At 60.8% G+C, this 21,768-nt stretch carries 22 protein-coding genes and 1 tRNA gene; 9 read left to right on the top strand and 14 right to left on the bottom strand.

The features are described from left to right. Positions 1-2 precede the first annotated feature (2 nt). From hutI to CKW09_RS10665, 3 genes are all read left to right on the top strand, one after another. Entirely contained in the window at positions 3-1,223 is a 1,221-nt protein-coding gene (gene hutI, locus CKW09_RS10675; RefSeq protein ID WP_061795428.1) for an imidazolonepropionase, read from the top strand. After that, positions 1,223-2,026 carry an N-formylglutamate deformylase gene (hutG, locus tag CKW09_RS10670; RefSeq protein WP_095097167.1) on the top strand — a complete coding sequence of 268 codons (804 nt, stop codon included), beginning with the start codon at positions 1,223-1,225 and terminating at the stop codon, positions 2,024-2,026. Before hutI ends, hutG begins: the two co-directional genes overlap by 1 nt. A gap of 292 nt (positions 2,027-2,318) precedes the next feature. After that, entirely contained in the window at positions 2,319-3,854 is a 1,536-nt protein-coding gene (locus CKW09_RS10665) for a serine hydrolase domain-containing protein (protein WP_095097164.1), read from the top strand. A gap of 2 nt (positions 3,855-3,856) precedes the next feature. On the opposite strand, the gene CKW09_RS10660 is transcribed toward CKW09_RS10665, so the two are convergent. Further along, complete coding sequence (locus CKW09_RS10660; RefSeq protein WP_061795425.1) at positions 3,857-4,387, bottom strand: chorismate mutase; 531 nt, start codon at positions 4,385-4,387, stop codon at positions 3,857-3,859. A 116-nt stretch (positions 4,388-4,503) separates the two neighbouring features. Then, entirely contained in the window at positions 4,504-5,001 is a 498-nt protein-coding gene (locus CKW09_RS10655) for an anti-virulence regulator CigR family protein (protein WP_095097163.1), read from the bottom strand. 459 nt (positions 5,002-5,460) lie between these two features. Between CKW09_RS10655 and CKW09_RS10645 the strand changes: the two genes are divergently transcribed. After that, positions 5,461-5,640: a hypothetical protein gene (locus CKW09_RS10645; protein WP_061795423.1), complete on the top strand. Its 180-nt coding sequence runs from the start codon at positions 5,461-5,463 to the stop codon at positions 5,638-5,640. 54 nt (positions 5,641-5,694) lie between these two features. On the opposite strand, the gene CKW09_RS10640 is transcribed toward CKW09_RS10645, so the two are convergent. The 6 genes from CKW09_RS10640 to CKW09_RS10610 all read right to left on the bottom strand — a co-directional run bounded on the left by CKW09_RS10640 (position 5,695) and on the right by CKW09_RS10610 (position 12,509). Further along, positions 5,695-6,576, bottom strand: coding sequence for a nucleoside-specific channel-forming protein Tsx (locus tag CKW09_RS10640; protein WP_061795422.1), 882 nt, complete (start codon positions 6,574-6,576; stop codon positions 5,695-5,697). 429 nt (positions 6,577-7,005) lie between these two features. Then, positions 7,006-7,878: a hypothetical protein gene (locus tag CKW09_RS10635; RefSeq protein ID WP_061795421.1), complete on the bottom strand. Its 873-nt coding sequence runs from the start codon at positions 7,876-7,878 to the stop codon at positions 7,006-7,008. 203 nt (positions 7,879-8,081) lie between these two features. Continuing rightward, positions 8,082-8,354 carry a hypothetical protein gene (locus tag CKW09_RS10630; RefSeq protein ID WP_061795420.1) on the bottom strand — a complete coding sequence of 91 codons (273 nt, stop codon included), beginning with the start codon at positions 8,352-8,354 and terminating at the stop codon, positions 8,082-8,084. A 73-nt stretch (positions 8,355-8,427) separates the two neighbouring features. Continuing rightward, positions 8,428-9,321 (bottom strand): aromatic amino acid DMT transporter YddG, encoded by an 894-nt coding sequence (gene yddG / locus CKW09_RS10625; RefSeq protein WP_061795419.1) that lies wholly within the window; start codon positions 9,319-9,321, stop codon positions 8,428-8,430. A gap of 91 nt (positions 9,322-9,412) precedes the next feature. Continuing rightward, on the bottom strand, positions 9,413-10,783 hold the full coding sequence (locus tag CKW09_RS10620) for an APC family permease (RefSeq protein WP_061795418.1): 1,371 nt from the start codon (positions 10,781-10,783) through the stop codon (positions 9,413-9,415). A gap of 307 nt (positions 10,784-11,090) precedes the next feature. Further along, the gene (locus tag CKW09_RS10610; protein ID WP_061795417.1) at positions 11,091-12,509 is read right to left on the bottom strand and encodes a glutamine synthetase family protein; all 1,419 of its coding nucleotides are present in this window, start codon (positions 12,507-12,509) and stop codon (positions 11,091-11,093) included. 219 nt (positions 12,510-12,728) lie between these two features. Here CKW09_RS10610 and puuD point away from each other — a divergent pair, with 219 nt between their 5' ends. Genes puuD through CKW09_RS10590 form a run of 4 tightly spaced genes read left to right on the top strand, consistent with a single transcriptional unit; the run spans position 12,729 to position 16,848 of the window. Beyond that, positions 12,729-13,490: a gamma-glutamyl-gamma-aminobutyrate hydrolase gene (gene puuD, locus CKW09_RS10605; protein WP_095097160.1), complete on the top strand. Its 762-nt coding sequence runs from the start codon at positions 12,729-12,731 to the stop codon at positions 13,488-13,490. Next, positions 13,487-14,044 carry an HTH-type transcriptional regulator PuuR gene (gene puuR, locus CKW09_RS10600; RefSeq protein WP_061795415.1) on the top strand — a complete coding sequence of 186 codons (558 nt, stop codon included), beginning with the start codon at positions 13,487-13,489 and terminating at the stop codon, positions 14,042-14,044. Before puuD ends, puuR begins: the two co-directional genes overlap by 4 nt. Positions 14,045-14,059: 15 nt before the next feature. Beyond that, entirely contained in the window at positions 14,060-15,556 is a 1,497-nt protein-coding gene (gene puuC / locus CKW09_RS10595) for an aldehyde dehydrogenase PuuC (protein WP_095097157.1), read from the top strand. Between the two features lie 11 nt (positions 15,557-15,567). After that, the gene (locus tag CKW09_RS10590; RefSeq protein ID WP_061795413.1) at positions 15,568-16,848 is read left to right on the top strand and encodes an NAD(P)/FAD-dependent oxidoreductase; all 1,281 of its coding nucleotides are present in this window, start codon (positions 15,568-15,570) and stop codon (positions 16,846-16,848) included. 40 nt (positions 16,849-16,888) lie between these two features. Here the strand turns inward: CKW09_RS10590 and CKW09_RS10585 are convergent, their stop codons facing one another. Both CKW09_RS10585 and CKW09_RS10580 read right to left on the bottom strand, forming a co-directional pair. Next, entirely contained in the window at positions 16,889-17,644 is a 756-nt protein-coding gene (locus CKW09_RS10585) for an SDR family NAD(P)-dependent oxidoreductase (RefSeq protein ID WP_095097154.1), read from the bottom strand. A 258-nt stretch (positions 17,645-17,902) separates the two neighbouring features. Continuing rightward, complete coding sequence (locus CKW09_RS10580; RefSeq protein ID WP_061795411.1) at positions 17,903-18,331, bottom strand: universal stress protein; 429 nt, start codon at positions 18,329-18,331, stop codon at positions 17,903-17,905. Between the two features lie 264 nt (positions 18,332-18,595). On the opposite strand from CKW09_RS10580, the gene CKW09_RS10575 reads away from it, so the two are divergent. Beyond that, the gene (locus CKW09_RS10575; protein WP_095097152.1) at positions 18,596-19,273 is read left to right on the top strand and encodes a hydrolase; all 678 of its coding nucleotides are present in this window, start codon (positions 18,596-18,598) and stop codon (positions 19,271-19,273) included. Positions 19,274-19,484: 211 nt separating this feature from the next. Here the strand turns inward: CKW09_RS10575 and CKW09_RS10570 are convergent. The 4 genes from CKW09_RS10570 to CKW09_RS10555 form a co-directional block, all read right to left on the bottom strand. Next, positions 19,485-19,563 (bottom strand) — tRNA-OTHER (locus CKW09_RS10570). Positions 19,564-19,677: 114 nt separating this feature from the next. Continuing rightward, positions 19,678-19,890, bottom strand: a complete 213-nt coding sequence (gene cspE, locus CKW09_RS10565) for a transcription antiterminator/RNA stability regulator CspE (RefSeq protein WP_061795409.1) — start codon at positions 19,888-19,890, stop codon at positions 19,678-19,680. Between the two features lie 351 nt (positions 19,891-20,241). After that, entirely contained in the window at positions 20,242-20,886 is a 645-nt protein-coding gene (locus CKW09_RS10560) for a Qnr family pentapeptide repeat protein (protein WP_061795408.1), read from the bottom strand. Positions 20,887-20,996: 110 nt separating this feature from the next. Next, positions 20,997-21,740: a DUF3658 domain-containing protein gene (locus CKW09_RS10555; RefSeq protein WP_061795407.1), complete on the bottom strand. Its 744-nt coding sequence runs from the start codon at positions 21,738-21,740 to the stop codon at positions 20,997-20,999. Positions 21,741-21,768 lie beyond the last annotated feature (28 nt).

Below are 21,768 nucleotides of genomic sequence, written 5' to 3'. Positions count from 1 at the left end.
CGATGACGTCTGAGATTCACTGCGACAGCCTGTGGCACGGGGCCGACATTGTCACCATGCGCGACGGCAAGTATCACACCCTCAGCGACGGCGCGATCGCCGTGCGCGCCGGCAGGATTGTCTGGATCGGCGAATACGCGGCGCTGCCGCCCGGGCTGCTGGCGGATGAAACGGTGAAATTCGACGGCGGCATCATCACTCCGGGCTTCGTCGACTGCCATACCCACCTGGTGTTCGGCGGCAACCGCAGCGGCGAGTTCGAGCAGCGCCTGAACGGCGCAAGCTACGCCGAGATCGCCGCACAGGGCGGCGGCATCATCTCCACCGTAAAAGCCACCCGCGACGCCGACGAAGCGCTGCTGCTGGAACAGGCGCTGTTCCGCCTGCGGCCGCTGCTGGCGGAAGGCGTCACCTGCGTGGAAATCAAGTCCGGCTACGGCCTGAGCCCGGAAAGCGAGCTGAAAATGCTGCGGGTGGCGCGCGCGCTGGGTGAACGGCTGCCGGTCGAGGTGAAAACCACCTGCCTGGCCGCCCACGCGCTGCCGCCGGAGTACGCCAACCGCGCCGACGACTATATCGAACTGGTGTGCAACGCCATCATTCCTCAGGCCGCGGCCGCCGGGTTGGCGGATGCGGTGGACGCCTTCTGCGAACATCTGGCGTTCTCTCCGGCGCAGGTCGAGCGGGTATTCGCCGCCGCCGAAGCCGCCGGCTTGCCGGTCAAGCTGCACGCCGAACAGCTCTCCGCCCTGGGCGGCAGCGCGCTGGCGGCCAGGCACCACGCGCTGTCCGCCGATCACCTCGAATACGCCACCGAGCAGGACGCCCGCGCCATGGGCGACGCCGGCACCGTGGCGGTGCTGCTGCCCGGCGCTTACTACCTGCTGCGCGAAACCCAATGCCCGCCGGTCGATCTGTTCCGCAAGCACGGCGTGGCGATGGCGATCGCCAGCGACGCCAATCCGGGCACCTCGCCGGCGCTGTCGCTGCGCCTGATGATCAACATGGCCTGCACGCTGTTCCGCCTGACGCCGGAAGAAGCGCTGGCGGGCGTCACCACCCACGCCGCCAAGGCGCTGGGGCTGCAGCACAGTCACGGCACGCTGGAAACCGGCAAGGTCGCGGATTTTGTTCACTGGCCGCTGTCGCGCCCGGCCGAGCTGGCTTATTGGTTGGGCGGTCAACTGCCCTGTACGGTAATTTTCCGAGGAGAAGTACGTTAATGACCCTGCGCGATCCCTTGAGTTTCCGGGTCGGCAGCCTGCCGCTGCTGATCAGCATCCCGCACGCCGGCACCCGGCTCACGCCGACGGTGGAGGCCGGCCTGACCGACGACGCACGCCAGTTGCCGGATACCGACTGGCACATTCCGCAGCTGTATGACTTTGCCCGGGCGATGGGGGCCAGCGTGCTGGTCGGCAACTATTCGCGCTTTGTCATCGATCTGAACCGCCCGGCGGACGACAAACCGCTCTACAGCACCGCCACCACCGGCCTGTATCCCGACGTGCTGTTCGACGGCCGCCCCAGCTTCCTGCCGGGCAAGGCGCCGTCGGAGCAGGAACGCGCCGGCTATCTGCAACAGGTTTGGCAGCCCTATCACCGGCAGCTGCAGGACGAGCTGGCGCGCATCAAGGCCAGGCACGGCTATGCGCTGCTGTTCGATGCGCACTCCATCGCTTCGGTGATCCCGCGGCTGTTCGACGGCAAGCTGCCGGATCTCAACCTCGGCACCAACGGCGGCGAAAGCTGCGCGCCGGCGCTCAGCGATCGCCTGGTGAGCTGCTGCGAACGGCAGCGGCAGTATACGCACGTGCTGAACGGCCGCTTCAAGGGCGGTTACATCACCCGCGCTTACGGCCGGCCGCAGGAGCGGCAGCATGCGATCCAGCTGGAGCTGGCGCAGGTGAACTACATGTCCGAACAGTATCCGTTCGCCTTTGAGCCGCAGCGCGCGGCCTCGCTGCAGCGCCTGCTGAAGCAGATGATCGAAAACCTGCTGGAAGGCGCAGCCCAGCTGCGTTGACCCCGGCGCAGGCGTCGCTGATGGCGCCTGCTCCCCTCTCCCTCACGCGGCCAACGGCACAATGTGCGCTCTGCATCAAATTTTCAGTGAAATTCCCCGCCGCGGGTCCGAACAGCGCACAAAACAGCGGCCCGCGAATGTCGCGCTGCGCCACAATCGGCCGAAAAGCCCGGCGCGCTGCGTCGGCCATAATCCCGTATCCCCTTCTTGCGTCAGCCCGGCGCCCGTCGTGAAAGGCCAGGCGAAAAGAGGCCGATAGGGCCCATGTTGAACGCCATCTCTGGAGGTCACTATGTCTGAAACCCCGCTAAACTGGCGCGCCGCAGGCGCGGCTGCCGAACGATTGCTGGCCGGCTGGCGGCAGGAAGGTGAACCCGGCGGCGCGATAACCCTGTTCGACGCCGGGAAAATCCGCGCCACCGCCTGCGCCGGCCTGGCCGATCTGGCGCAAAACACGCCGTTCAGCGCCGACAGCGTGGTGCGCTACGCGTCGGTCACCAAGCATATCTTCGCCGCGCTGGCGCTGAACGCCACCGGCGACGCCGTCAGGCTGGATCAACCGCTGGGCGAGCTGCTGCCCGGCCTGCAGCCGGCGCTGGCGGCGGTGACCGTCGGGCAAGCGCTGGATATGACCAGCGGGTTGCCCGACGTGCGCGAAACGCTGGGATTATTGGGCATTTCGCTGCACGCCGTCAGCGATGCGCAGCCGGTCTTGCAGTTCGTCGAAGGTCTGGAGCGGCTTAATTACGCCGCCGGCAGCGAGGTCGCCTACACCAATACCGGCTACCGGCTGGTCGAGGCGGCGCTGAAGGCCAAGGGCCATGATTTCGACCAGCTGGTGCAGCAGCATATCGCCCGCCCGCTGCAGGTGCAGCTGAAGGCGCCGGAGAGCTGGTTCGACGTGGTGCCCGGGCTGGCGCCGGGGTATTGGCGGGCGCCGCGGGGATGGCAGCTGGCCAGCGCCGGGCTGCATCTGTCGGCCTCCGGCAGCCTGACCGGCAGCGCCAACGCCCTCACCCGTTGGCTGCAGACGCTGCTGGCCGACCAGGGGCCGGGCCGCGGCGTGCTGGCGCAGCTCAGCGCCCCGCGGCACCTCAGCCAGGGGCAGCTCAGCGACTACGGCCTGGGCCTAGCGCATACCCGGCTCGGCCAGCATCGGTTGCTGGGCCACGGCGGCTCACACGCCGGGTACAAGACCTACTTCCTGCTGACGGCCGATCGGCGAGCCGGGGTGGCGCTGGTAGCCAACCGCGAAGACTGCGACAGCTTCGACATGGCGCTGCGGGTGATGGCCGCCCTGCTGGGCGCAACGCTGCCGCAACGCAGCGACGCCATCCCGGATGGCGTGTACGCCACCGTAGCGGAACCCTACTGGCTGGAGGTGAAAGAGGGCAACCTGGCCTACCTGGGGATCGGTGAGCCGCTGTATCGGGCCGATGACGGCTATGCGGTGTCGCTGTCCGCCCATATGCCGATCCGCTTGAAATGGACCGGCGCAGCGGTCGAAGGCGAAGTGGGCCACGTCAGCCGCAGCTTTCTGCCGGTAAGCGCCAATCACGACTGCCTGCGGCACGTTCAGGGGCTGTGGTACCACCCGCAGTACCGCACCGCCTTTGAGATCTGCGGCGATCGGGTACATATCGGCGTCGGCCCGGCGGCGCAAACCGGCAGGCTCACGCCGCTGGGCCAGGGCCGCATGCTGGTGGAAAGCAGCGACGGCCCCTGGCTGAAGCGCTTTTGCCTGTATTTCAGGGGGTACAGCGTGGATTTGATCGCCAATCGCAGCCGGGTGCTGACCTTCCGGCGCAGCGGCGTCGGCCGCGACTAGCCTCAGCCCGCCTTGCCGGCCTTGACCGCCAGCAGGGCGTCAAACAGGCGCTGTTTATCCGCCTCGCCGAGATTGACCTGGTTCATCGCCTGCACGAAAGCGCCGCGCTCCGCCTCGGTCAGCGGCCCGCTCTGCAGGCGCCGGGCCAGGCGTTGCAGAATACGGCTGCTCAATTCGGCTATCTGCGGCCGCACGCCGTCCAGCGGACGCGGCTGCCAACCGCTCTCCGGCGTCGCCAGCCAGTCGGCGCGATAGCGATACTGAATGGCCTTGGCCGCGTCCATCTGGGCGACAATAAACGGCCGCACCGACGTCGGTTCCAGGCCCAGACGCCCGGCCTCAGCCTGGCTGCTGGCCAATACCCTGGCCTCCTGCGTCAAGTCCTCGATCGGCAAATGCCGTTGCGCCTTATACCCGGCGACGTCCTTCATCAAAGACAGCCGCTGGTTCAGCAAATCGCCGATGGCGGCGGCGCTGTCCGCCAGCGCCGGGCAGCTGGTCAAACAGCAGGCTATCAGTAGCGCCCTGAACATAACGATTCCCTTACTGGCTTTAAAAAAGTGAGGAAACAGAGTTCACCACGATCGCCCCGCATCAGGCAAATAAAAAAGCCCCGCCGAAGCGGGGCTGATATCGGTACGGTGCGGCGTTAGTCGAACACGCCGTTGATCACCGAGGCCACAATGGCGGTGCTGAGCGCCACCAGCACCAGATCGTCGCCGGCGATGCGCCATTCGTAACCCGGATAATGCGGCAGGTCGCGCAGCATCGAGGACGGCACCATTTTCTTGGCGATGCCCGGCGGCAGCGGTTTGCCGCGCGCCAGATTTTTGGCGATGCCCGGCGGCAGTGAACCATAGCCGGTCAGGCCGTAGTTCAGCGCCAGCGAACGCGCGCGCTCACGGGAGATGCTGACGGAAACCAGGTCCCGATCGCCGCCTTTGTTTTTGCCTTTGTTGCCCTTGTTGCCTTTGTCATGATCGCCGCTGTTGCCATGGTTGCCATTATTGCCATGGTTGCCGCTGTTGCCGTGACCGTTACCGCCGCCGTTGCCATTGCCGCCCTTGTCGGCCAACGCCGGAGCGGATGACAGCCCCAGCGATGCAATCAGCGCCAGAACCGTAAGAGTAGTACGACGTTTGCTCATGTTGTGACTTCCTGCGTGGGATATTGCTTTTACTATAGCCTCATTTCTCCCCACAAAGCTTGCGGAAAACTCTGAGATCGTCGGCGCTGGACGCCCGGTTCTTTTCCCGCCGGACCAAAGGATGTCGCAGCGCAAAACTATTCGAAAATCCCGAATTTCCAATCAGATTTTTCTTGCAGCGAAATAAGCGATCCGGTAGCTTGGCTGTGTAATAAAAAAGAGTTAGCGTGCTCTTTTTCGTTGCACCTCAAATCATATTCTTATCATCCAGAATGATAATACTGAATGCTTCCCGCCTCTCCGTGCGGGATTCTTTTTTCTGCTTCACCGGCGCTAATGCACCAAGCTGGTGCTTTATGTTGAGATTTGGTTGCCAATACTTTAAATTCGCTGTCTGAGAAACCTTAACCTCCCACGGTGGCCAGTCTGGCAACGGGTGGGCGTTCAGGAGCAAAAGACATGCAAATGACCCTCATGGAATACATCAAGCAGTACTTTAACGGCGATCTTCACCGCTTTGCCCAGTCCGAAGGCGTGAGCAGCGAACAGATCATCAGTTGGATTGATAATGAATGCCACGTGATCAAAGGCAGGCTCTTTATGCCGGTGAAGCATTTACCCGTTGAACAAGCGCAATAATGATGAAAAAAACCCCGCCGATGCGGGGTTTTCTGTCTCTGATACCACGGAAAATCAGAAGTTATAACCGGCGACGATGTAGTAACCCCAGCCGGTGGATTTGATCGCGCCGTCCGGGTTGCCGATATCGGCCCCGTCCTGCCATTGGCCGCCGTTATGGAAGTAACGCGCCACGAAGGAATAGTGCCAGTGATCGTAGTTCAGCGCCAAAATGTGGCTGGAGGCGATCGAGTTGCTGCTGCGCACCTGCTTGCCGGTGCCGTCGGTCCAGTGGCTGTCTTTGCCCAGATCGGAACCGAAGTCGAAGTTGGTGAAACCGATGTAGCTCAGATTGCCGCCCCACAGCTGGGTCAGGGGCACAAAGTATTTCACCTTGAAGCGATAGCCATCCCAGCTGTTCTCGTTAGCGGCCTGGTAGTTCTCCCACTGGTATTTGGCATAGATATTCAACGACAGGCTCATCGGCAGGCCGGTATCGATGTCGGTGCCCAGACCCATGTACCAGGTGTTCTGGCGGCCGTCCGCGTTGTGGCCCAGATCGTAGATGTAGTTATTGGCGAAGTACCACTCTTTGAACGGACCGAAGCTCAGATCGGTGCCGGTCAGCTTATCGATGGAGAAACGCGGTTCGATCTCCATAAACAGCGGCGAACCTTTGTCCCAGATGCCGCGATCCGGGGTATTGCCCACGCCGAAGAACTTCGGCACGTCGACGTAACCGTAGAAATCCAACCAGTCTTTCTTGGCGAAGGCTTCGTATTCCAGATACAGGTCGTTGTTGCGCTGCGGCCCGAAGCGGGTGTGGTAGCTGCCCACCACGTTGACGCTCTGGTGCCACCAGTCGGAGACGTATTGACTGTCTTTGCTATCAGCCATTGATGATGCACTGTATGACGCGGCGAGCAGTACACCTGCTGCGAGAGCTATTTTTTTCATTTTATTACCACATGCTTAAAGGGCCATTTCCTGCCCGTTAGAAAAGATGACAATGAGTCTGACGACACCTGGCGTTGCCTTGGCGAACAAATTCGGGCGACGCGCGCATTATAGAAATCACTGACTGTAAGAATCTGTGATCCAGTTAGGCATTTCGCGAATAGGTAATCGATTGCGTTCACATTTGTCAAATTATGTTTCATGCAAATTCACGTTAGCTGTGATTTTTGTCATGCACGATGATTTTTAAAGCAGTTTTTGTGCCAATTGTGACCAGCGGAGAAAATTAACGCGGGAGGAGACTGAACACCGGATGCGCCCTCAGAGCGGGCATTTTCCGTTCGCTGACGCGCCTGACAGGGAGACGCCGGGGAATGGGCGCAGCGAAACGGCTACAGGCCGCACGCAGCCTGTTTTGCCGGGGCCGCCTCAGCCGAGCAGGCCACCAAACACGCGCTGCAGGAAAGGCTTCTTCTTGCGCGTGATCGGGTTGCCGTCGTACTTCCGCTGGGATTGCTTATTGAAGCTGCCGAACGGCGGCACGTTGCGGTACCGCTCCAGGGTATAGCCGGCTTGCAGCGCTTCCTGATAGTACTGCTCGAACAGCTCGCGCAGATCGTCGCGATAATGGCGATAGATCTTGCCGTCGAACCAGTGGCTGCGGTTCTCGGCCTTAAGTCGCGGCATCGCATAACGATGGGAAAACTGACTGCCCATGTCGGAATAATGCAGCGCTTTCAGCGATCCCAGCGGCAAATCATCACCGTCGAGATTGCTGTACTCCGGCTTCAGCGGTTCGACCAATTCGGGATGCTGTTCAAAGAACTGCTGCATCTTTTTATGGCCCAGACGATCGCCGCGCAACGCCTCCAGCGGCGGCAAAAAGCGCGCGGCGGCCTCGCAGTCCCACAACATCTCGCCCAGACGCAGATCCTGGCCGGAACCGGCGGCCAATATGGCTTTCCCCTCCCCCATCGGATGACGCCAAATCTCGGCGATATCGCTGAGGTAAAGCACGTCCGCATCGGAATAGAAAGCGCGCCCCTGGAAATTGCAAAAGGCGGGAATGCCCCAACGGAAAGCCGAAAACGGCGTTGCCCAGCATTCGGTTGTCCAGCCTTCGCCTGCGGCGTTCGAATACCAAAAGTCGGCGGGATCGCGTGAAAGGCGCATCCATTCGATCTGAACGGGTATCGATGCATGTTTGCGCAGGCTGTACTCCAGAACCATCATCTGTTCCAGATCGCAGTCATTCGGGTCGCAGCCGACAAAAACGCGAGCAATATCCGTAGGTTGAGTCATAACTATAATATCCCTATCTGAAGCCACATCATTTCCGCAATGTTACCAATAACTATCAGAGTATTCTAATAGCAAATACAATTCCTTCTTATTTGGCAGAATAAAAATCGTGGGAATAATAATTAATCAATTGATTATAGTGAAACTAGCGGGGTTTGCAGCAAAGGCCCGGCGTTGGGCAACGCCGGGTCGAGTCACGCGGCTCAGCGTACCCCCGGCACCGCCCGGGCGATGTTTTCCTGGCGGAATTCCACCTCTTCGCCATTCCTCACCTCCCAGCTGGCGACCGGAATGTCCGTCTTGGGCGCCGCCGCCACCACCGAGCCGTAAATTTGCTTGTCGTCGCGGCGTAAAATATAGACGTCCAGCTGATATTCATGCCGCAAATTCGCCGTGGTCAGGCGCACGGTATCGCCGCGCTCGTAGCGGTGTCCGTCGATCTCGGGCTGCTGGATAAATTGGATATCGTTTCTCATCGCTTACGTTCCTTCAGGCAGAATCGCTAGTTAAATTCTAGTTCAACATTGCGCCCGCAACTGAGAATTTCCGTTAATTTCCGCGAGTTGCCCGCCAGCAGATCAGCGAGCCCAGCGTCACCATCAGCACCCCTTGCCAAAAATTGAGGGTCAGTGAGGTATGCAGCACCGCGGCGGCGAACACCGCCGACAACACCGGCGTAAAGTAGGAGACGGTGGCCAGCAGCGTCATGTTGCCGTGCAGAATGCCGACGTTCCAGGCGGCATAGCCGGCGCCCATCGCCACGCCGGCGCACAGCAGCGTCAGGGTAACGCCGGGCGTGAACTGCATGCCGCTTTCCGCGCTGAAGGCGTATTTCAACCACAGCGCCAGCGCGGTCAGCGTGATGAACAGCACCACGCCGTTGCTGCCCTGGGCGATTTTCTTGGTCAGGTTGCAATACAGCGCCCAAATCACCGCGCCGCTGAAGGCCAGCCCATAGCTGAGCGGATTGCCCTGCACATTAGCCAGCATCTGCGCCGGCGACCAACCGCCCTCGCCGCTCATGATCCAACCAATGCCGAACAGCGACAGCAGCAGGCCGGGGAGCAGCCACCATTTGGCCTTCTGCCCGTTGAGCCCCAGCGCCATCAGCACGGTGAAACAGGGCCACAGGTAGTTGATCATCCCCACTTCGATCGCCTGCAGGCGGGTGCTGGCGTAGCCCAACGACAGCGACAGGCAAATTTCATAGCTGACGAACAGCAGGCTGCCGACGATCAGATAAGGGCGCGGAAAACGGCGCAGCGGCGGCATGCCCAGCGTCAGCAGCAAAAACGCCGCGCTGACGCTGTAGATCATCGCCGCGCCGCCGATCGGCCCCAGCCCCTCGCTGACGCTGCGGATCAGCCCCACGACGCTGCTCCACAGCAGGATCGCCAGCAGGCCGCACAGCGTCGCCCTGCTTCGGTTGGGCGCAGAAGACATAAAACACATCCAATGGGTTATTTTTTATCGGATTTTCACTCTACTGCCGGGAAGGATAAAAAGAAAGGCGGGAAGATCCCGCCCGGTTGACTTACTGCTGCGGCTGGCGCTCCAGCTGCGGCGGCGGTTGGCGGAAGCGGCGGGTGAGATAGGCCAGGTAGCCGAAGCCCAGCATCGCCCAAATCAGGCCCATGGTGAGCGAGCTTTTCTCCAGGTTCAGCCACAGCACGCCCACGGTCAGCGCGCCGACCAGCGGCAGGAACAGGAAGTTGAAGCGGTCCTTCCAGCTCTTGTTGCGCCCTTCGCGGATAAAGAAGTGGCTGATCACCGACAGGTTGACGAAGGTAAAGGCCACCAGCGCGCCGAAGTTGATCAAGGCGGTGGCGGTCACCAGATCGAAGGACAGCGCCGACAGCGCCACCAGCCCGACCATCAGCACGTTCAACGCCGGGGTGCGCCACTTCGGATGAATATAGCCGAAGAACCGTTCCGGGAACACGTTATCGCGCCCCATCACGTACAGCAGGCGTGAAACGCTGGCGTGCGAAGCCAGGCCCGACGCCAGCGTATTGATAAAGGTTACGCACAGGAATATCGACTGGAACAGCTTGCCGCCGACGTACAGCGCAATCTCCGGCAGCGCCGCATCGGGCTGGTGAAAACGCTGAATGGTGGGGAAAAACAGCTGAATGAAGAAGGAGACGCTGATGAAGATCACCCCGCCGTACAGTGCGGTGAGGAAGATGGCGCGCGGGATCACCCTGGCGGCGTCGGGCGTCTCTTCGCACAGCGTGGTGACCGCATCGAAGCCGAGGAACGAGAAACACAGGATAGTGGCGCCGGTGATGATCGGCAGCAAGTGCGCGTTTTCGGCGATAAACGGCTGCAGGCTCCACACCGTGCCCAGCCCTTCGCCATTGTGCAGGCCGCGTACCACCAGATAGATGAACACCAGGATGATCGCCACCTGGGCCAGCACGAACAGCGTATTGAAGTTGGCCACCAGGTTGACGCTTTTCAGGTTGATGGCGGTAATGATGATCACGAAGCCCACCACCCAGATCCACGGGGGCACTTCGGGGAACAGCGCGGTCAGATAAATCTTCGCCAGCAGGGTATTGATCATCGGCAGGAACAAATAGTCGAGCAGCGAAGACCAGCCCACCAGAAAGCCGACGTGCGGGTTGATGGCCTTCTGGGCATAGGTATAGGCGGAGCCGGCGGTCGGAAACTGGCGCACCAGCTTGCCGTAACTGATGGCGGTAAACAGCACCCCGGCCAGCGCCAGCAGGTAAGAGGCCGGCACGTGGCCGTCGGTGATGCCGGAGACGATGCCGAAGGTGTCGAATACCGTCATCGGCGTCAGATAGGCCAGCCCCATCATCACCACCTGCCACAGCTTCAGGGATTTGCGCAGCTGCGGTTTGCCCGCCTGATCGCACTCGATGGCTTTAATCGTCATGGCATTTCCCCTCTTGGTCCTCTGCTGTTAACCGTTTAACGTCATTCAGAGAGGCCGCGGGGAAACTGCTGCTCGGGCGGCGGGACAAGCGATGCGAAATCAAGGCAATGCGGCCGCGGGCCGGCCCGTATTCACTGCGGCGCAGGCCAACGCCTGCGCGTACTGATTGAACGGTCATGGTTATTTCCTCGCCGGCGTCCTGTACGCCAAGATGGAAGAAATTCTGTACCGCTGCGCGCAGCCTCGCAGGCCACAGGATAGCCGGCGAAATGCGCTGAACGCGCGCGGTCGTCACGGGATAGAGCGGTCAGGCGTTTTTCAGCATCCACTCGATTTCGGTTTCGGTGATCAGGCGCTCAAACTGCACCAGCTCATCGGTTTTGCAGGCCAGATAAACGTGGCTGAACCTTTCGCCCAGCAGCGCATTCAGCACCGGTTGATGTTCGAACTCGTACAGCGCGTCGCTTTGGCGGATCGGGAACGGCAGCCCGTCCTGCTCCAGCCCGTTGCCGGTGACCGGCTCCTGCAGCGGCAGCGTGGTTTCCAGGCCGTAAATGATGCCTGCCAGAATAGTGGCCATCACCAGATACGGGTTGGCGTCCGCACCGGCCACCCGATACTCCACCCGGTGGCTGTCGCGATCGCCGCAGGGTATGCGCAGGGCGACGGTGCGGTTGTTGTGGCCCCAGGAGGCCTGAGTCGGCACGTACATGCCCGGCTGGAAGCGGCGATAGGCGTTGACGTTCGGCGCCAGCAGCGCCATCGAGGCCGGCATCAGGGCGATCATGCCCGCCAGCGCCCGTTTCAACAGCGTGGAATCTTCTCCGTCGTCGTCGGCGAACACGTTGCCGCCCTGCGCGTCCAGCATGCTGATGTGCACGTGCATGCCGCTGCCGGCGTGTTCCTCGTAGGGTTTGGCCATAAAGGTGGCGTGCATGTTGTGATTTTCCGCCACCATGCGAATCAAACGCTTCAGCGCCAGCGCATGGTCACAGGCTTGCAGCACGTTGTCGGTATGATGCAGGTTGACCTCGAACTGGCCGGGCGAGGCTTCGGCCACGGCGCCGTCGGCCGGGATGCCCTGCAGCCGGGCCAGTTCGTCGATCTCGCTCAGCACGTCGGCGAAGTGATTCAGGTTATCGACGGAATACACCTGGCTTTGGGTGTTGCGCTCCTGGGTGCCCGGCGCGCACGGCGGCTGCAGGTAACCTTCCGGATCGCGCTGACGATCGATGAGATAGAACTCCAACTCTACCGCTACTACGGGGGATAGCCCGCGCTGGCGCAAGCGCTGCCACACTCGGTTCAGCACATTGCGCGGTTCAACGTCAAAGGGAGTGCCATCTTCATCCAGCATGGTGAGCAGCACCTGCGCGATATACTGCGGATCCGCCGCCGACGGCGTCAGCGTGCCCAGTACGGGAACGCAGACATGATCCGGCTCGCCCAGCTCCTGCCCCAGCCCGGCTTCTTCCACCACGTTGCCGAGAATATCCATCGCAAATACCGACGCCGGGAAGTAGCAGCCTTTTTCCAGCTTGCTCAAGCCGCCGACCGGGATGCGTTTGCCGCGGAAGCTGCCGTTAAGATCGGTCAGCAGCACGTCGACGTGCTGGGTCAACGGATAACGCTCCAGGTACTTCTTCACTTCGCGCTGGAACGCGCTACTTCGTCTCTCGTCATTGTGCTGAACAAAGTTTTCCACTGCTACGATGTTGGTCTGCATGATTCACCCGCCGTTTGTGTTTTGTCTGTCGTGATGTTTATTGACCATCTTGCTCAATATAATGTCCACAAATGAAACGTAGATGAAACAATTTTGTTTTGCAAGTGTTACTTTTGGTTTGAATATTGCCCATTCCACTGCTAGATTTATAGAATATTGAACGAAAACGGCAGTGGAGAAGCTTATCGTTCATAATTTCGAACATACCAAGGGGACAGCATGGGCAATATATTTAACAGACCAGTCATCGGCGTGGTGATGTGCAGGTATAGGTTAAACGGACACCTCACACAGACCTTGCAAGAAAAGTACCTGAATGCGGTGATCACCGCCGGCGGGCTGCCAATCGCCCTGCCGCACGCGCTGGCGGAGCCGGAATTGCTGGCGGAGCTGCTGGAACGGCTCGACGGCATTCTGCTGCCGGGCAGCCCCAGCAATGTGCAGCCGCACCTTTATGGTGAAAACGGCGATGAGCCTGACGCCGATCCCGGGCGAGATGAATTGAGCCTGGCGCTAATCCGCCATGCGCTCGACAGGCGCATTCCCCTTTTCGCCATCTGCCGCGGCATGCAGGAACTGGTGGTCGCCAGCCAGGGCACCCTGCACCGCCGGCTGTACGAACTGCCCGAGCTGCTCGAACACCGTGAAGATCACGACCTGCCGCTGGAACAGCAATACGCCCCCGCCCACGAAGTCATCGTTCAGGAAGGGGGACTACTTTCGCAACTGATACCGGATTGCAACAGATTCTGGGTGAATTCACTGCACGGCCAGGGCGCCAAAAGCCTCGGCCCGGAAATCCGCATCGAGGCCCACGCCGCCGACGGGCTGGTGGAGGCGATCAGCGTGCGCGATCGGCCTTTCGCGCTCGGCGTGCAGTGGCACCCGGAGTGGAACAGCGAAGAGTACGCCCTGTCGCGCCTGTTGTTTGATGGTTTCATCGCCGCTTGCCGGAACTATCAAAAGGAAAAACGCCCATGAGCAACGTCAGCTTGGCACCGGGAAAACGTCTGTCGCAGATCCGTCAGCAATTAGGGTTGTCGCAGCGCCGGGTCGCCGAACTGTCTGGATTAACCCATAGCGCCATCAGCACTATCGAGCAGGATAAGGTCAGCCCGGCCATCAGCACGCTGCAGAAGCTGCTGACGGTGTATGGGCTGTCGCTGTCGGCGTTTTTTGCCGAGCCGGAGAAGCCGGATGAGCCGCAAATCGTGATCGATCACGAAGATCTGATCGAGATCGGCAGCCAGGGGGTGTCGATGAAGCTGATCCACAATGGCGACCCCAACCGCACCCTGGCGATGATGATCGAAACCTATGAGCCGGGCACCACCACCGGCGAGCGCATCAAGCACCAGGGGGAAGAGATCGGCACGCTGCTGGAGGGCGAAGTGATGCTGCAGGTCAACGGGCAGGCCTATCACCTGCTGGCCGGGCAGAGCTACGCCATCAACACCGGCATTCCCCACAGTTTCAGCAACACGTCGGCGCGGATTTGCCGGATTATCAGCGCCCATACGCCGACGACATTCTGATCAACGGAGCAAGGTATGGATTTCCACCACCTGCAGTACTGGCAACACCGGGCGCAAGCCCTGCATATTGAGAACCGACTGTTTATTAATGGCCGTTATCAATCGGCCGCCGAAGGGGAAAGCTTCGCCGTCGAAGATCCCGCCGGCCGGCGCGAGCTGACGCAGGTGGCGCGCGGCGGCGGCGCCGATATCGATCTGGCGGTCAGCGCGGCGCGCGGCGCATTCGAGCGCGGCGACTGGTCGCAGGCGGCCCCGGCGCAGCGTAAAGCCACCCTGCTGCGCTTCGCCGAACTGATGGAACAGCACCATGAAGAGCTGGCGCTGCTGGAGACGCTGGACACCGGCAAACCTATCCGCCACAGCCTGCGCGACGACGTGCCGGGGGCCATCCGCTGCATTCGCTGGTACGCCGAAGCCATCGATAAGGTGTACGGCGAAATCGCCCCCACCGGCCGCGACGCGCTGGCGTTGATCGAACGCGAGCCGATTGGCGTGGTCGGCGCCATCGTGCCCTGGAACTTCCCGCTGCTGCTGGCCTGCTGGAAACTCGGTCCGGCGCTGGCCGCCGGCAACAGCGTGATCCTCAAGCCGTCCGAGAAATCGCCGCTGTCGGCCATCCTGCTCGGCGCGTTGGCGCAGCAGGCCGGTTTGCCGGACGGGGTATTGAACGTGGTTCCCGGCTACGGCCATGACGCCGGCAAGGCGCTGGCGCTGCATAACGACGTCGACGCCCTCGCCTTCACCGGCTCCACGCTGGTGGCGAAACAGCTGATGATCTACGCCGGCGAATCCAACATGAAGCGCGTCTGGCTGGAGGCCGGCGGCAAAAGCGCCAACATCGTCTTCGCCGATTGCCCGGACCTGGACAAAGCCGCGCAGGGCGCCGCGGCGGGCATCTTCTACAATCAGGGGCAGGTGTGCATCGCCGGCACCCGGCTGCTGGTGGAAGAAAGCATCCAGCAAGATTTTCTGCAGGCGCTGCGCAAGCATGCGGCGGCCTTTGCGCCGGGCGACCCGCTCGATCCCGCCACGGCGATGGGCACGCTGATCGACAGCGGCCACTGCGCGAAAGTGGCGGGCTATATCGAACAAGGGCTCAGCCAGGGCGCCGCGCTGTTCCTCGACGGCCGCCAACATCCGCAGGGCAATCACGCCGGTTACCTAGGCCCGACCATCCTGACCCAGGTGGACAACGGCATGAACGTGGCGCGCGACGAGATCTTCGGCCCGGTGCTGGCGGTAACCGCCTTCAACGGCGAGCAGCAGGCGCTGGCGTTGGCCAACGACAGCGAGTACGGCCTGGGCGCCGCGGTCTGGACCCGCGATCTGGCCCGCGCCCACCGGCTGGCGCGCCAACTGAAGGCCGGCACGGTATTCGTCAACAACTACAACGACGGCGACATGACCGTGCCGTTCGGCGGCTACAAGCAAAGCGGCAACGGCCGCGACAAATCGCTGCACGCGCTGGACAAATTCACCGAACTGAAAACCACCTGGATTTCGCTGGAATAAGGGCCAACATCATGACTGAACATGTAAAAAGCTACTATGCGGCCTCGGCCAACGACCATCGGCCTTATCCGCAGCTGAATGAATCGATCGAATGCGACGTCTGCGTGGTCGGCGGCGGCTATACCGGCCTGTCTTCGGCGCTGTTCCTGGTGGAGGCCGGGTACGACGTGGTGGTGCTGGAATCCGCGCGCATCGGCTTCGGCGCCAGCGGCCGCAACGGCGGCCAGTTGGTCAACTCCTACAGCCGCGACATCGACGTGATTGAGCAGCGTTACGGGCCGGAAAGCGCCCGGCTGCTCGGCAGCATGATGTTTGAGGGCGCAGAGATCATTCGCAGTCGCATCAAGCGATACGCCATCGAATGCGACTACCGCCCCGGCGGCATCTTCGCCGCGCTGAACAATAAGCAGTACCACGCGCTGATCGAGCAGAAGCAAAACTGGGAGCGCTATGGCAATACCCAGCTCGAACTGCTGGACGCCGATCGGGTGCGGCAGGAAATCGCCAGCGATCGCTACGTCGGCGCGCTGCTGGACCACAGCGGCGGCCACATTCACCCGCTCAACCTGGCGCTCGGCGAAGCCGAGGCGATCCGCCTGCAGGGCGGCCGCATCTTCGAGCAGTCGGCGGTGACCGGCATCCGCCACGGCGAACCGGCGGTCGTCAGCACCGCCGCGGGCCAGGTGAAGGCTCGCCACGTGATCGTCGCCGGCAACGCCTACCTGGGCGACAAGCTGGAGCCGCGCCTGGCGAAGCGCAGCATGCCGTGCGGCACCCAGGTGGTCGCCACCGAGCCGCTGGCGCCAGAGGTGGCGCAGGCGCTGATCCCGCAAAACTACTGCGTCGAAGACTGCAACTACCTGCTGGATTATTACCGCATCACCGGCGATAACCGGCTGCTGTACGGCGGCGGCGTGGTCTATGGCGCGCGCGATCCGGACGACATCGACAACCTGATCCGGCCGAAGCTGCTGAAAACCTTCCCGCAGTTGAAGGGGGTGCGTATCGATTACCGCTGGACCGGCAACTTCCTGCTGACGCTGTCGCGCATGCCGCAGTTCGGCCGATTGGAGAATAACGTCTATTACATGCAGGGCTACAGCGGCCACGGCGTCACCTGCACCCATCTGGCGGGCAAGCTGATCGCCGAACTGCTGCGCGGCGACGCGGAGCGCTTCGACGCCTTCGCCAAACTGCCGCATTTGCCGTTTTTCGGCGGGCGCAACCTGCAGATCCCGTTTACCGCCATCGGCGCCGCATATTACACGCTGCGCGATCGCATTGGGGTGTGATCAAACAAGGCCCGGCGACGCCGGGCCAGATGGTCAACGCTTAAACGATTTTCGGCTGACCGTCCGAGGCGGTCGCCCCGCCGTCGACCGGAATGTTGGCGCCGTTGATAAAGCTGGCGTCATCGCTGGCCAGAAACGCCATCACCGCCGCCACTTCTTCCGGCTCCGCCGCACGGCCCAACGCAATGCGCTCGTTGAACTTGTCGCGGATCTCCTGCGGCCAACCGTTGGTCATGTTGGTTTTCACCAGGCTCGGGCACACCGAGTTGACGCGCACGCCGTCGCCGCCGTGATCCAGCGCCATGGCGCGCGTCAGGTTGACCACCGCGCCCTTCGCCGCGCAATAATATGCCGCGCCCCAGTCGCCGCCCAGGCCGGACACCGATGCGGTGTTGACGATGCATCCCTTGGTTTTCAGCAGGTACGGCAAGGCGAACTTGGAGCAGAACACCACGCCGTCGATGTCGACCCCGGCGATGCGCCGCCAGTCGGCGACGCTGGTTTCCAGCACGCTGCCCGCCACGTGTACGCCGGCGTTGTTCAGCAACACGTCGATGCGGCCCAGCTTCTCCGCCACCTCATTCATCATCTTCTCGACCGCAGCCGGGTCGGAAACGTCGATATGCACCGCCAGCGCCCGGCCCTGCGGCAGCGAAGCGGCCACCCGATCTACCGCGTCCTTGGCCCAGTCGGCCAGCACCACGATGGCGCCCTCGGCGGAAAAACGGCGCGCCGCCGCCTCCCCCATCCCGTTGCCCGCACCGGTGATGACCACCACTTTGTTGTCGAAACGCATGAGACCTCCTCCATGTAAATGTATTCAGATAAGTCATACAAATTCTCATTACCTCGAGGATAAAACTCATGGGCGAACGGGGCCAGTCAAAACGTGCGGTTTGTTAACCAAAAAGAGGTATCAAGAGCAATTTCAATGCGCTGGGACATGCATTCTCGGAATTAAGCCAAACTATTGATGGATATAATAAAATTTACCCTGGTGACTATTTCGATGGGGGGGTTGCGATGGAGACCCCTCGCCGGGCGAGGGGCTGCGCTATTTTTTGTCGATGGGGATCACCAGCAGATCGACGTTCAGATCGTTGATCGCCTGACGGGCCGAAGACACCAGCCGGCTCCAGACATCGTGGTGATGGCCGAAGATAACCAGATCAAACCCCTTTTCCTTGGCCGCCCGGTTCAGCTCTTGCGTCAATTCGCCGCGGCTGACGATCACCTCTTCCACCGGGTAAGACGATTGGCCGCGGATCGCATTGAGCATGTTCTTGACCCGCTCCGAGAAAGTGCGGTCGGTGTAGTTGTATTCGCCCACCCCAAGCTCGGCATAATAACCGGTGCGGTGGATATCGATATAGATCAGGGACAGTTTGGCGTTGAGCGCGGCGGCCAGCCTGGCGCCCTTGCCCAGCAGGAACTCGGCGTCTTCGCTGAGATCCGTGGCGACAACGATATGTTGATAAGCCATGATGGCGGCCCTCCGCATAGAGCTGGTAAACAGAATGGCGCTCCCTGCCCGGCTTTCCGCATGGTTCTCATGCAGTTTAAGTTTAGTCCAGCGTCGAAATGATCGCCTGTCGCACCATCGTTCCATTTATGGAACGATGCATCCCGCCTTTACCCTCTACTGCAATTCAGCCGTGCGCCTAAACTAAGGGCAAGTGATGAGGTTCATCCTTGGTTATTCACCATTGATTGTTATCTCGCGATCCGACTACAGAGGGAAAAAACCATGAGCGCCCCAGCAAACTTCAACGGTCAGCGTCCTGTTATTGATGCCAATGATGCCGTAATGCTGTTGATTGACCACCAGAGCGGCCTGTTCCAGACCGTCGCCGATATGCCAATGACCGAGCTGCGCGCCCGCGCCGGCGCATTGGCCAGCATCGCCACGCTGAGCAAACTGCCGGTGATCACCACCGCCTCGGTGCCGCAAGGCCCCAACGGCCCGCTGATCCCGGAAATCCACCAGAATGCGCCGCATGCGCAGTACGTCGCCCGCAGAGGGGAGATCAACGCCTGGGACAACCCGGAATTCGTGGCGGCGGTGAAGGCCACCGGCCGCAAAACCCTGATCGTCGCCGGCACCATCACCAGCGTGTGCATGGCCTTCCCGTCCATCAGCGCGGTAGCCGAAGGCTATAAGGTGTTCGCGGTGATCGACGCCTCCGGCACCTATTCGAAAATGGCGCAGGAAATCACCCTGGCGCGCGTCGTGCAGGCCGGCGTCGTGCCGATCGACACCGCCGGCGTGGCCTCCGAGCTGCAGGGCAGCTGGAACCGCGAAGACGCGCAGCAATGGGCGGAGGTCTACACCAAAATCTTCCCGGCCTATCAGCTGCTGATCGAAAGCTATCTCAAAGCCCGGGACGTGGTGACCCACCACGAACCGCTGGACTCCCAGCGCTGATCCGCAGGCATAAAAAAGCCCCGGCGCAGAGCCGGGGCTATCAAATATGTGCCGGTTACTTTCCCGGCCGTCATGTTATGGCGCAAGCGTCCATCCAACACTCCAACGTTACGCAGCTTAAGCACAACTTTTTCACAACAGAAAAATAGACTGAGACGCCGCTTTATTATTTATGCGCCAATCCGTTTTGCTGTTGCCAATAATAAATTATTGGAACGTCATCGAGGAATCGAACCCCAGTCCGCCAGTAAATAAATTCACCGCCGCTCTTCCTGCTGAGCTAATGACGTATTCATTAATACTCCGGGCGAACCCGGAGTTTATTCAGGCAGAGGTTTTTATTTCTTATCCGCTCCGGCTTAAACCATCATCGCTATCGTAAGAAACCGCACCTCAGCTGAAAATTACAACGCGACCACGTTGCCGGCAGAAGGACCCTTCATGCCATTTTCGATAGTGAACTCAACCTGTTGGCCTTCGTCCAGCGTTTTGAAATCGTTGCTCTGGATCGCAGAGAAGTGCACGAACACGTCTTTGCTGCCGTCTGCCGGGGAGATAAAGCCAAAGCCTTTACCTGCATCAAACCATTTTACCAAACCAGTCATTTTAGTAGACATCGATATTTCCTTTCTATTTTTGAGACGCCATAAGGCGATAGAGGTCTGTTTTTATTGGAAACTTATGGGGCACTAGAGAAGGAAATTCGCGGGAGAAGAGGTATCTGAGGATATCGCTAATACTGAGAACTGCTTTACTAAAACTGCTTTCATAAGGTCTGTACTACAAACCGATGACGCTATTTACACATAGCTGGATTATTTAAGCAAGGGATATTTTAAATTATATTCATAGCGCGGATAAATTTATTACGCCGCACCGCCGCGGCGGGCGGTAAAAAAAGCGCGATGCGGTGGAGACCGATCGCGCCTGCGGCGCGTTGATTATCGGCCTGGGCATCAGGCAACGGCTCAGCCGATAATCGCGATCCCCAGCCTCTCCATCAGTTGGGCGGCCTGATAGCTGTCCAGCTTCACGCCCTGCAGATCGGTATGGCGCAGATCCAGCTCCCCCAGCTCGGCATTGCTCAGGTCGCAGTGGGTGACGTTGGCCGCACGCCAGTCGAAGCCGGAGAACTCACCGCCGGACATATCGGAGCCGCTGAAGCTGGCGCCGAGGATCTGCGCCCCATTCCAACGGTTTTCCCACAGCTCGCACTTCTCCAGCACCACCTTGGAGAAATTGGCGTAGCTCAGATTGCTTTTGGTGATATAGGCGCTGCAAAACCAGGTGCGGCTGGTGATCATATTCATAAAGCTGGCGCCGCGAAAATCAGCGCCCTGCGCCCGGCACTCGCGGATTTCGAGGCCCAGCGCGCTGGCGTTTCTGAAATCGGCCATCGACAGATCGCAGCTTTTAAAGCTGGCGTCCTTCAGCAACGCGCGGCTGAAATTGGCGCCCAGCCCGCTTTCGCGATCGTAAAACCGGCAGCCGATAAACTCGCTGCCGGTCAGATCGGCGCCCGAAAAATCGCAGTTAATAAAGTTGCCGTTTTCGACCTTCTCGCCGGTAAAACGGTTACGGTCGATTTTCTCACCCTTCAACGACAGGCTCATTACGCACCCCTGTTTATTTATACAGTCGATGCGGCATTATAGACATAATCGGCTTTTTTAGGGAACCCACCGGCGGGCGGCAAACGAAAAAAAACGCGGCGGGTTGGGCGCTAGCGCAGTTTAACCTGTATCCGGTTCATGTTAAGACCGGCGCTCTGCGCCTGCAGCGTCCCTTGCGCGATCAGCGCATACAGACGGAAATTGAGCAAGGTATCGCCGACCGGATAGGGGGAATTGACCATCGCGGCGCCGATCACCCGCGAACCCTGGGTATAATCGGCCGGGCAATGCGCCAGCAGCAGCGAGTCGTGAAAATCCTGCGCTTTGCCCTGCAGCTTTTCCTGGGCAAAAATGCGCACCGGCGCATTTTCCGCCAGCAAACGCCGCCAGTCGGCGATCAGCGCGCTCTTTTCCGCCGCGGACAGCTCGCGGCGGCGGATCCACAGCGGCTCCAGCATTTCCACCGAGCACCAGCCGGTGGCGTCCCGGCCGGCCAATTCGCTGACGTTCACCACGAACACCCGGCGCTCGGCCAGCAGCGGCATCAGCGCGCGCAGCATCAGCTGCTCGTCGGCGTTGTCGCCGAGCCACAGGGTCACCTGCCCGGTCAGCCTGGCCAGCTGCTGCCGAAGCTGAACGATGCGCGCCGACATCTGTTCGCCGTCGTGCCATTCCGGCGCGTGGACAGATTGGTACATCTGCTGCAGCCAGCGGAGGCGCTGCGCCAACGCCCGATCGTCGTCCAGCGCATACAGCGGGCCAAACGACAGGGTATCGGGAAACTCCAGCACCACTTCGCCCGGGTACGCCAGCCGCACGCAGCCGTTTAACGGTGCGATATGCACATCCCTCATCGACAGTCTCCTCACGCCATTCCCTAAG

Origin of the sequence: Serratia ficaria (assembly GCF_900187015.1) — a bacterium.
Lineage (GTDB): Bacteria > Pseudomonadota > Gammaproteobacteria > Enterobacterales > Enterobacteriaceae > Serratia > Serratia ficaria.
This window is presented reverse-complemented; position numbering and strand designations above follow the sequence as displayed.

What these genes read in the sequence shown, in the direction of transcription:
- hutI (WP_061795428.1), top strand. Translation starts at nt 3, where the DNA reads ATGACGTCTGAGATTCACTGCGACAGCCTGTGGCACGGGGCCGACATT.
- hutG (WP_095097167.1), top strand. Translation starts at nt 1,223, where the DNA reads ATGACCCTGCGCGATCCCTTGAGTTTCCGGGTCGGCAGCCTGCCGCTG.
- CKW09_RS10665 (WP_095097164.1), top strand. Translation starts at nt 2,319, where the DNA reads ATGTCTGAAACCCCGCTAAACTGGCGCGCCGCAGGCGCGGCTGCCGAA.
- CKW09_RS10660 (WP_061795425.1), bottom strand. Translation starts at nt 4,387, where the DNA reads ATGTTCAGGGCGCTACTGATAGCCTGCTGTTTGACCAGCTGCCCGGCG.
- CKW09_RS10655 (WP_095097163.1), bottom strand. Translation starts at nt 5,001, where the DNA reads ATGAGCAAACGTCGTACTACTCTTACGGTTCTGGCGCTGATTGCATCG.
- CKW09_RS10645 (WP_061795423.1), top strand. Translation starts at nt 5,461, where the DNA reads ATGCAAATGACCCTCATGGAATACATCAAGCAGTACTTTAACGGCGAT.
- CKW09_RS10640 (WP_061795422.1), bottom strand. Translation starts at nt 6,576, where the DNA reads ATGAAAAAAATAGCTCTCGCAGCAGGTGTACTGCTCGCCGCGTCATAC.
- CKW09_RS10635 (WP_061795421.1), bottom strand. Translation starts at nt 7,878, where the DNA reads ATGACTCAACCTACGGATATTGCTCGCGTTTTTGTCGGCTGCGACCCG.
- CKW09_RS10630 (WP_061795420.1), bottom strand. Translation starts at nt 8,354, where the DNA reads ATGAGAAACGATATCCAATTTATCCAGCAGCCCGAGATCGACGGACAC.
- yddG (WP_061795419.1), bottom strand. Translation starts at nt 9,321, where the DNA reads ATGTCTTCTGCGCCCAACCGAAGCAGGGCGACGCTGTGCGGCCTGCTG.
- CKW09_RS10620 (WP_061795418.1), bottom strand. Translation starts at nt 10,783, where the DNA reads ATGACGATTAAAGCCATCGAGTGCGATCAGGCGGGCAAACCGCAGCTG.
- CKW09_RS10610 (WP_061795417.1), bottom strand. Translation starts at nt 12,509, where the DNA reads ATGCAGACCAACATCGTAGCAGTGGAAAACTTTGTTCAGCACAATGAC.
- puuD (WP_095097160.1), top strand. Translation starts at nt 12,729, where the DNA reads ATGGGCAATATATTTAACAGACCAGTCATCGGCGTGGTGATGTGCAGG.
- puuR (WP_061795415.1), top strand. Translation starts at nt 13,487, where the DNA reads ATGAGCAACGTCAGCTTGGCACCGGGAAAACGTCTGTCGCAGATCCGT.
- puuC (WP_095097157.1), top strand. Translation starts at nt 14,060, where the DNA reads ATGGATTTCCACCACCTGCAGTACTGGCAACACCGGGCGCAAGCCCTG.
- CKW09_RS10590 (WP_061795413.1), top strand. Translation starts at nt 15,568, where the DNA reads ATGACTGAACATGTAAAAAGCTACTATGCGGCCTCGGCCAACGACCAT.
- CKW09_RS10585 (WP_095097154.1), bottom strand. Translation starts at nt 17,644, where the DNA reads ATGCGTTTCGACAACAAAGTGGTGGTCATCACCGGTGCGGGCAACGGG.
- CKW09_RS10580 (WP_061795411.1), bottom strand. Translation starts at nt 18,331, where the DNA reads ATGGCTTATCAACATATCGTTGTCGCCACGGATCTCAGCGAAGACGCC.
- CKW09_RS10575 (WP_095097152.1), top strand. Translation starts at nt 18,596, where the DNA reads ATGAGCGCCCCAGCAAACTTCAACGGTCAGCGTCCTGTTATTGATGCC.
- cspE (WP_061795409.1), bottom strand. Translation starts at nt 19,890, where the DNA reads ATGTCTACTAAAATGACTGGTTTGGTAAAATGGTTTGATGCAGGTAAA.
- CKW09_RS10560 (WP_061795408.1), bottom strand. Translation starts at nt 20,886, where the DNA reads ATGAGCCTGTCGTTGAAGGGTGAGAAAATCGACCGTAACCGTTTTACC.
- CKW09_RS10555 (WP_061795407.1), bottom strand. Translation starts at nt 21,740, where the DNA reads ATGAGGGATGTGCATATCGCACCGTTAAACGGCTGCGTGCGGCTGGCG.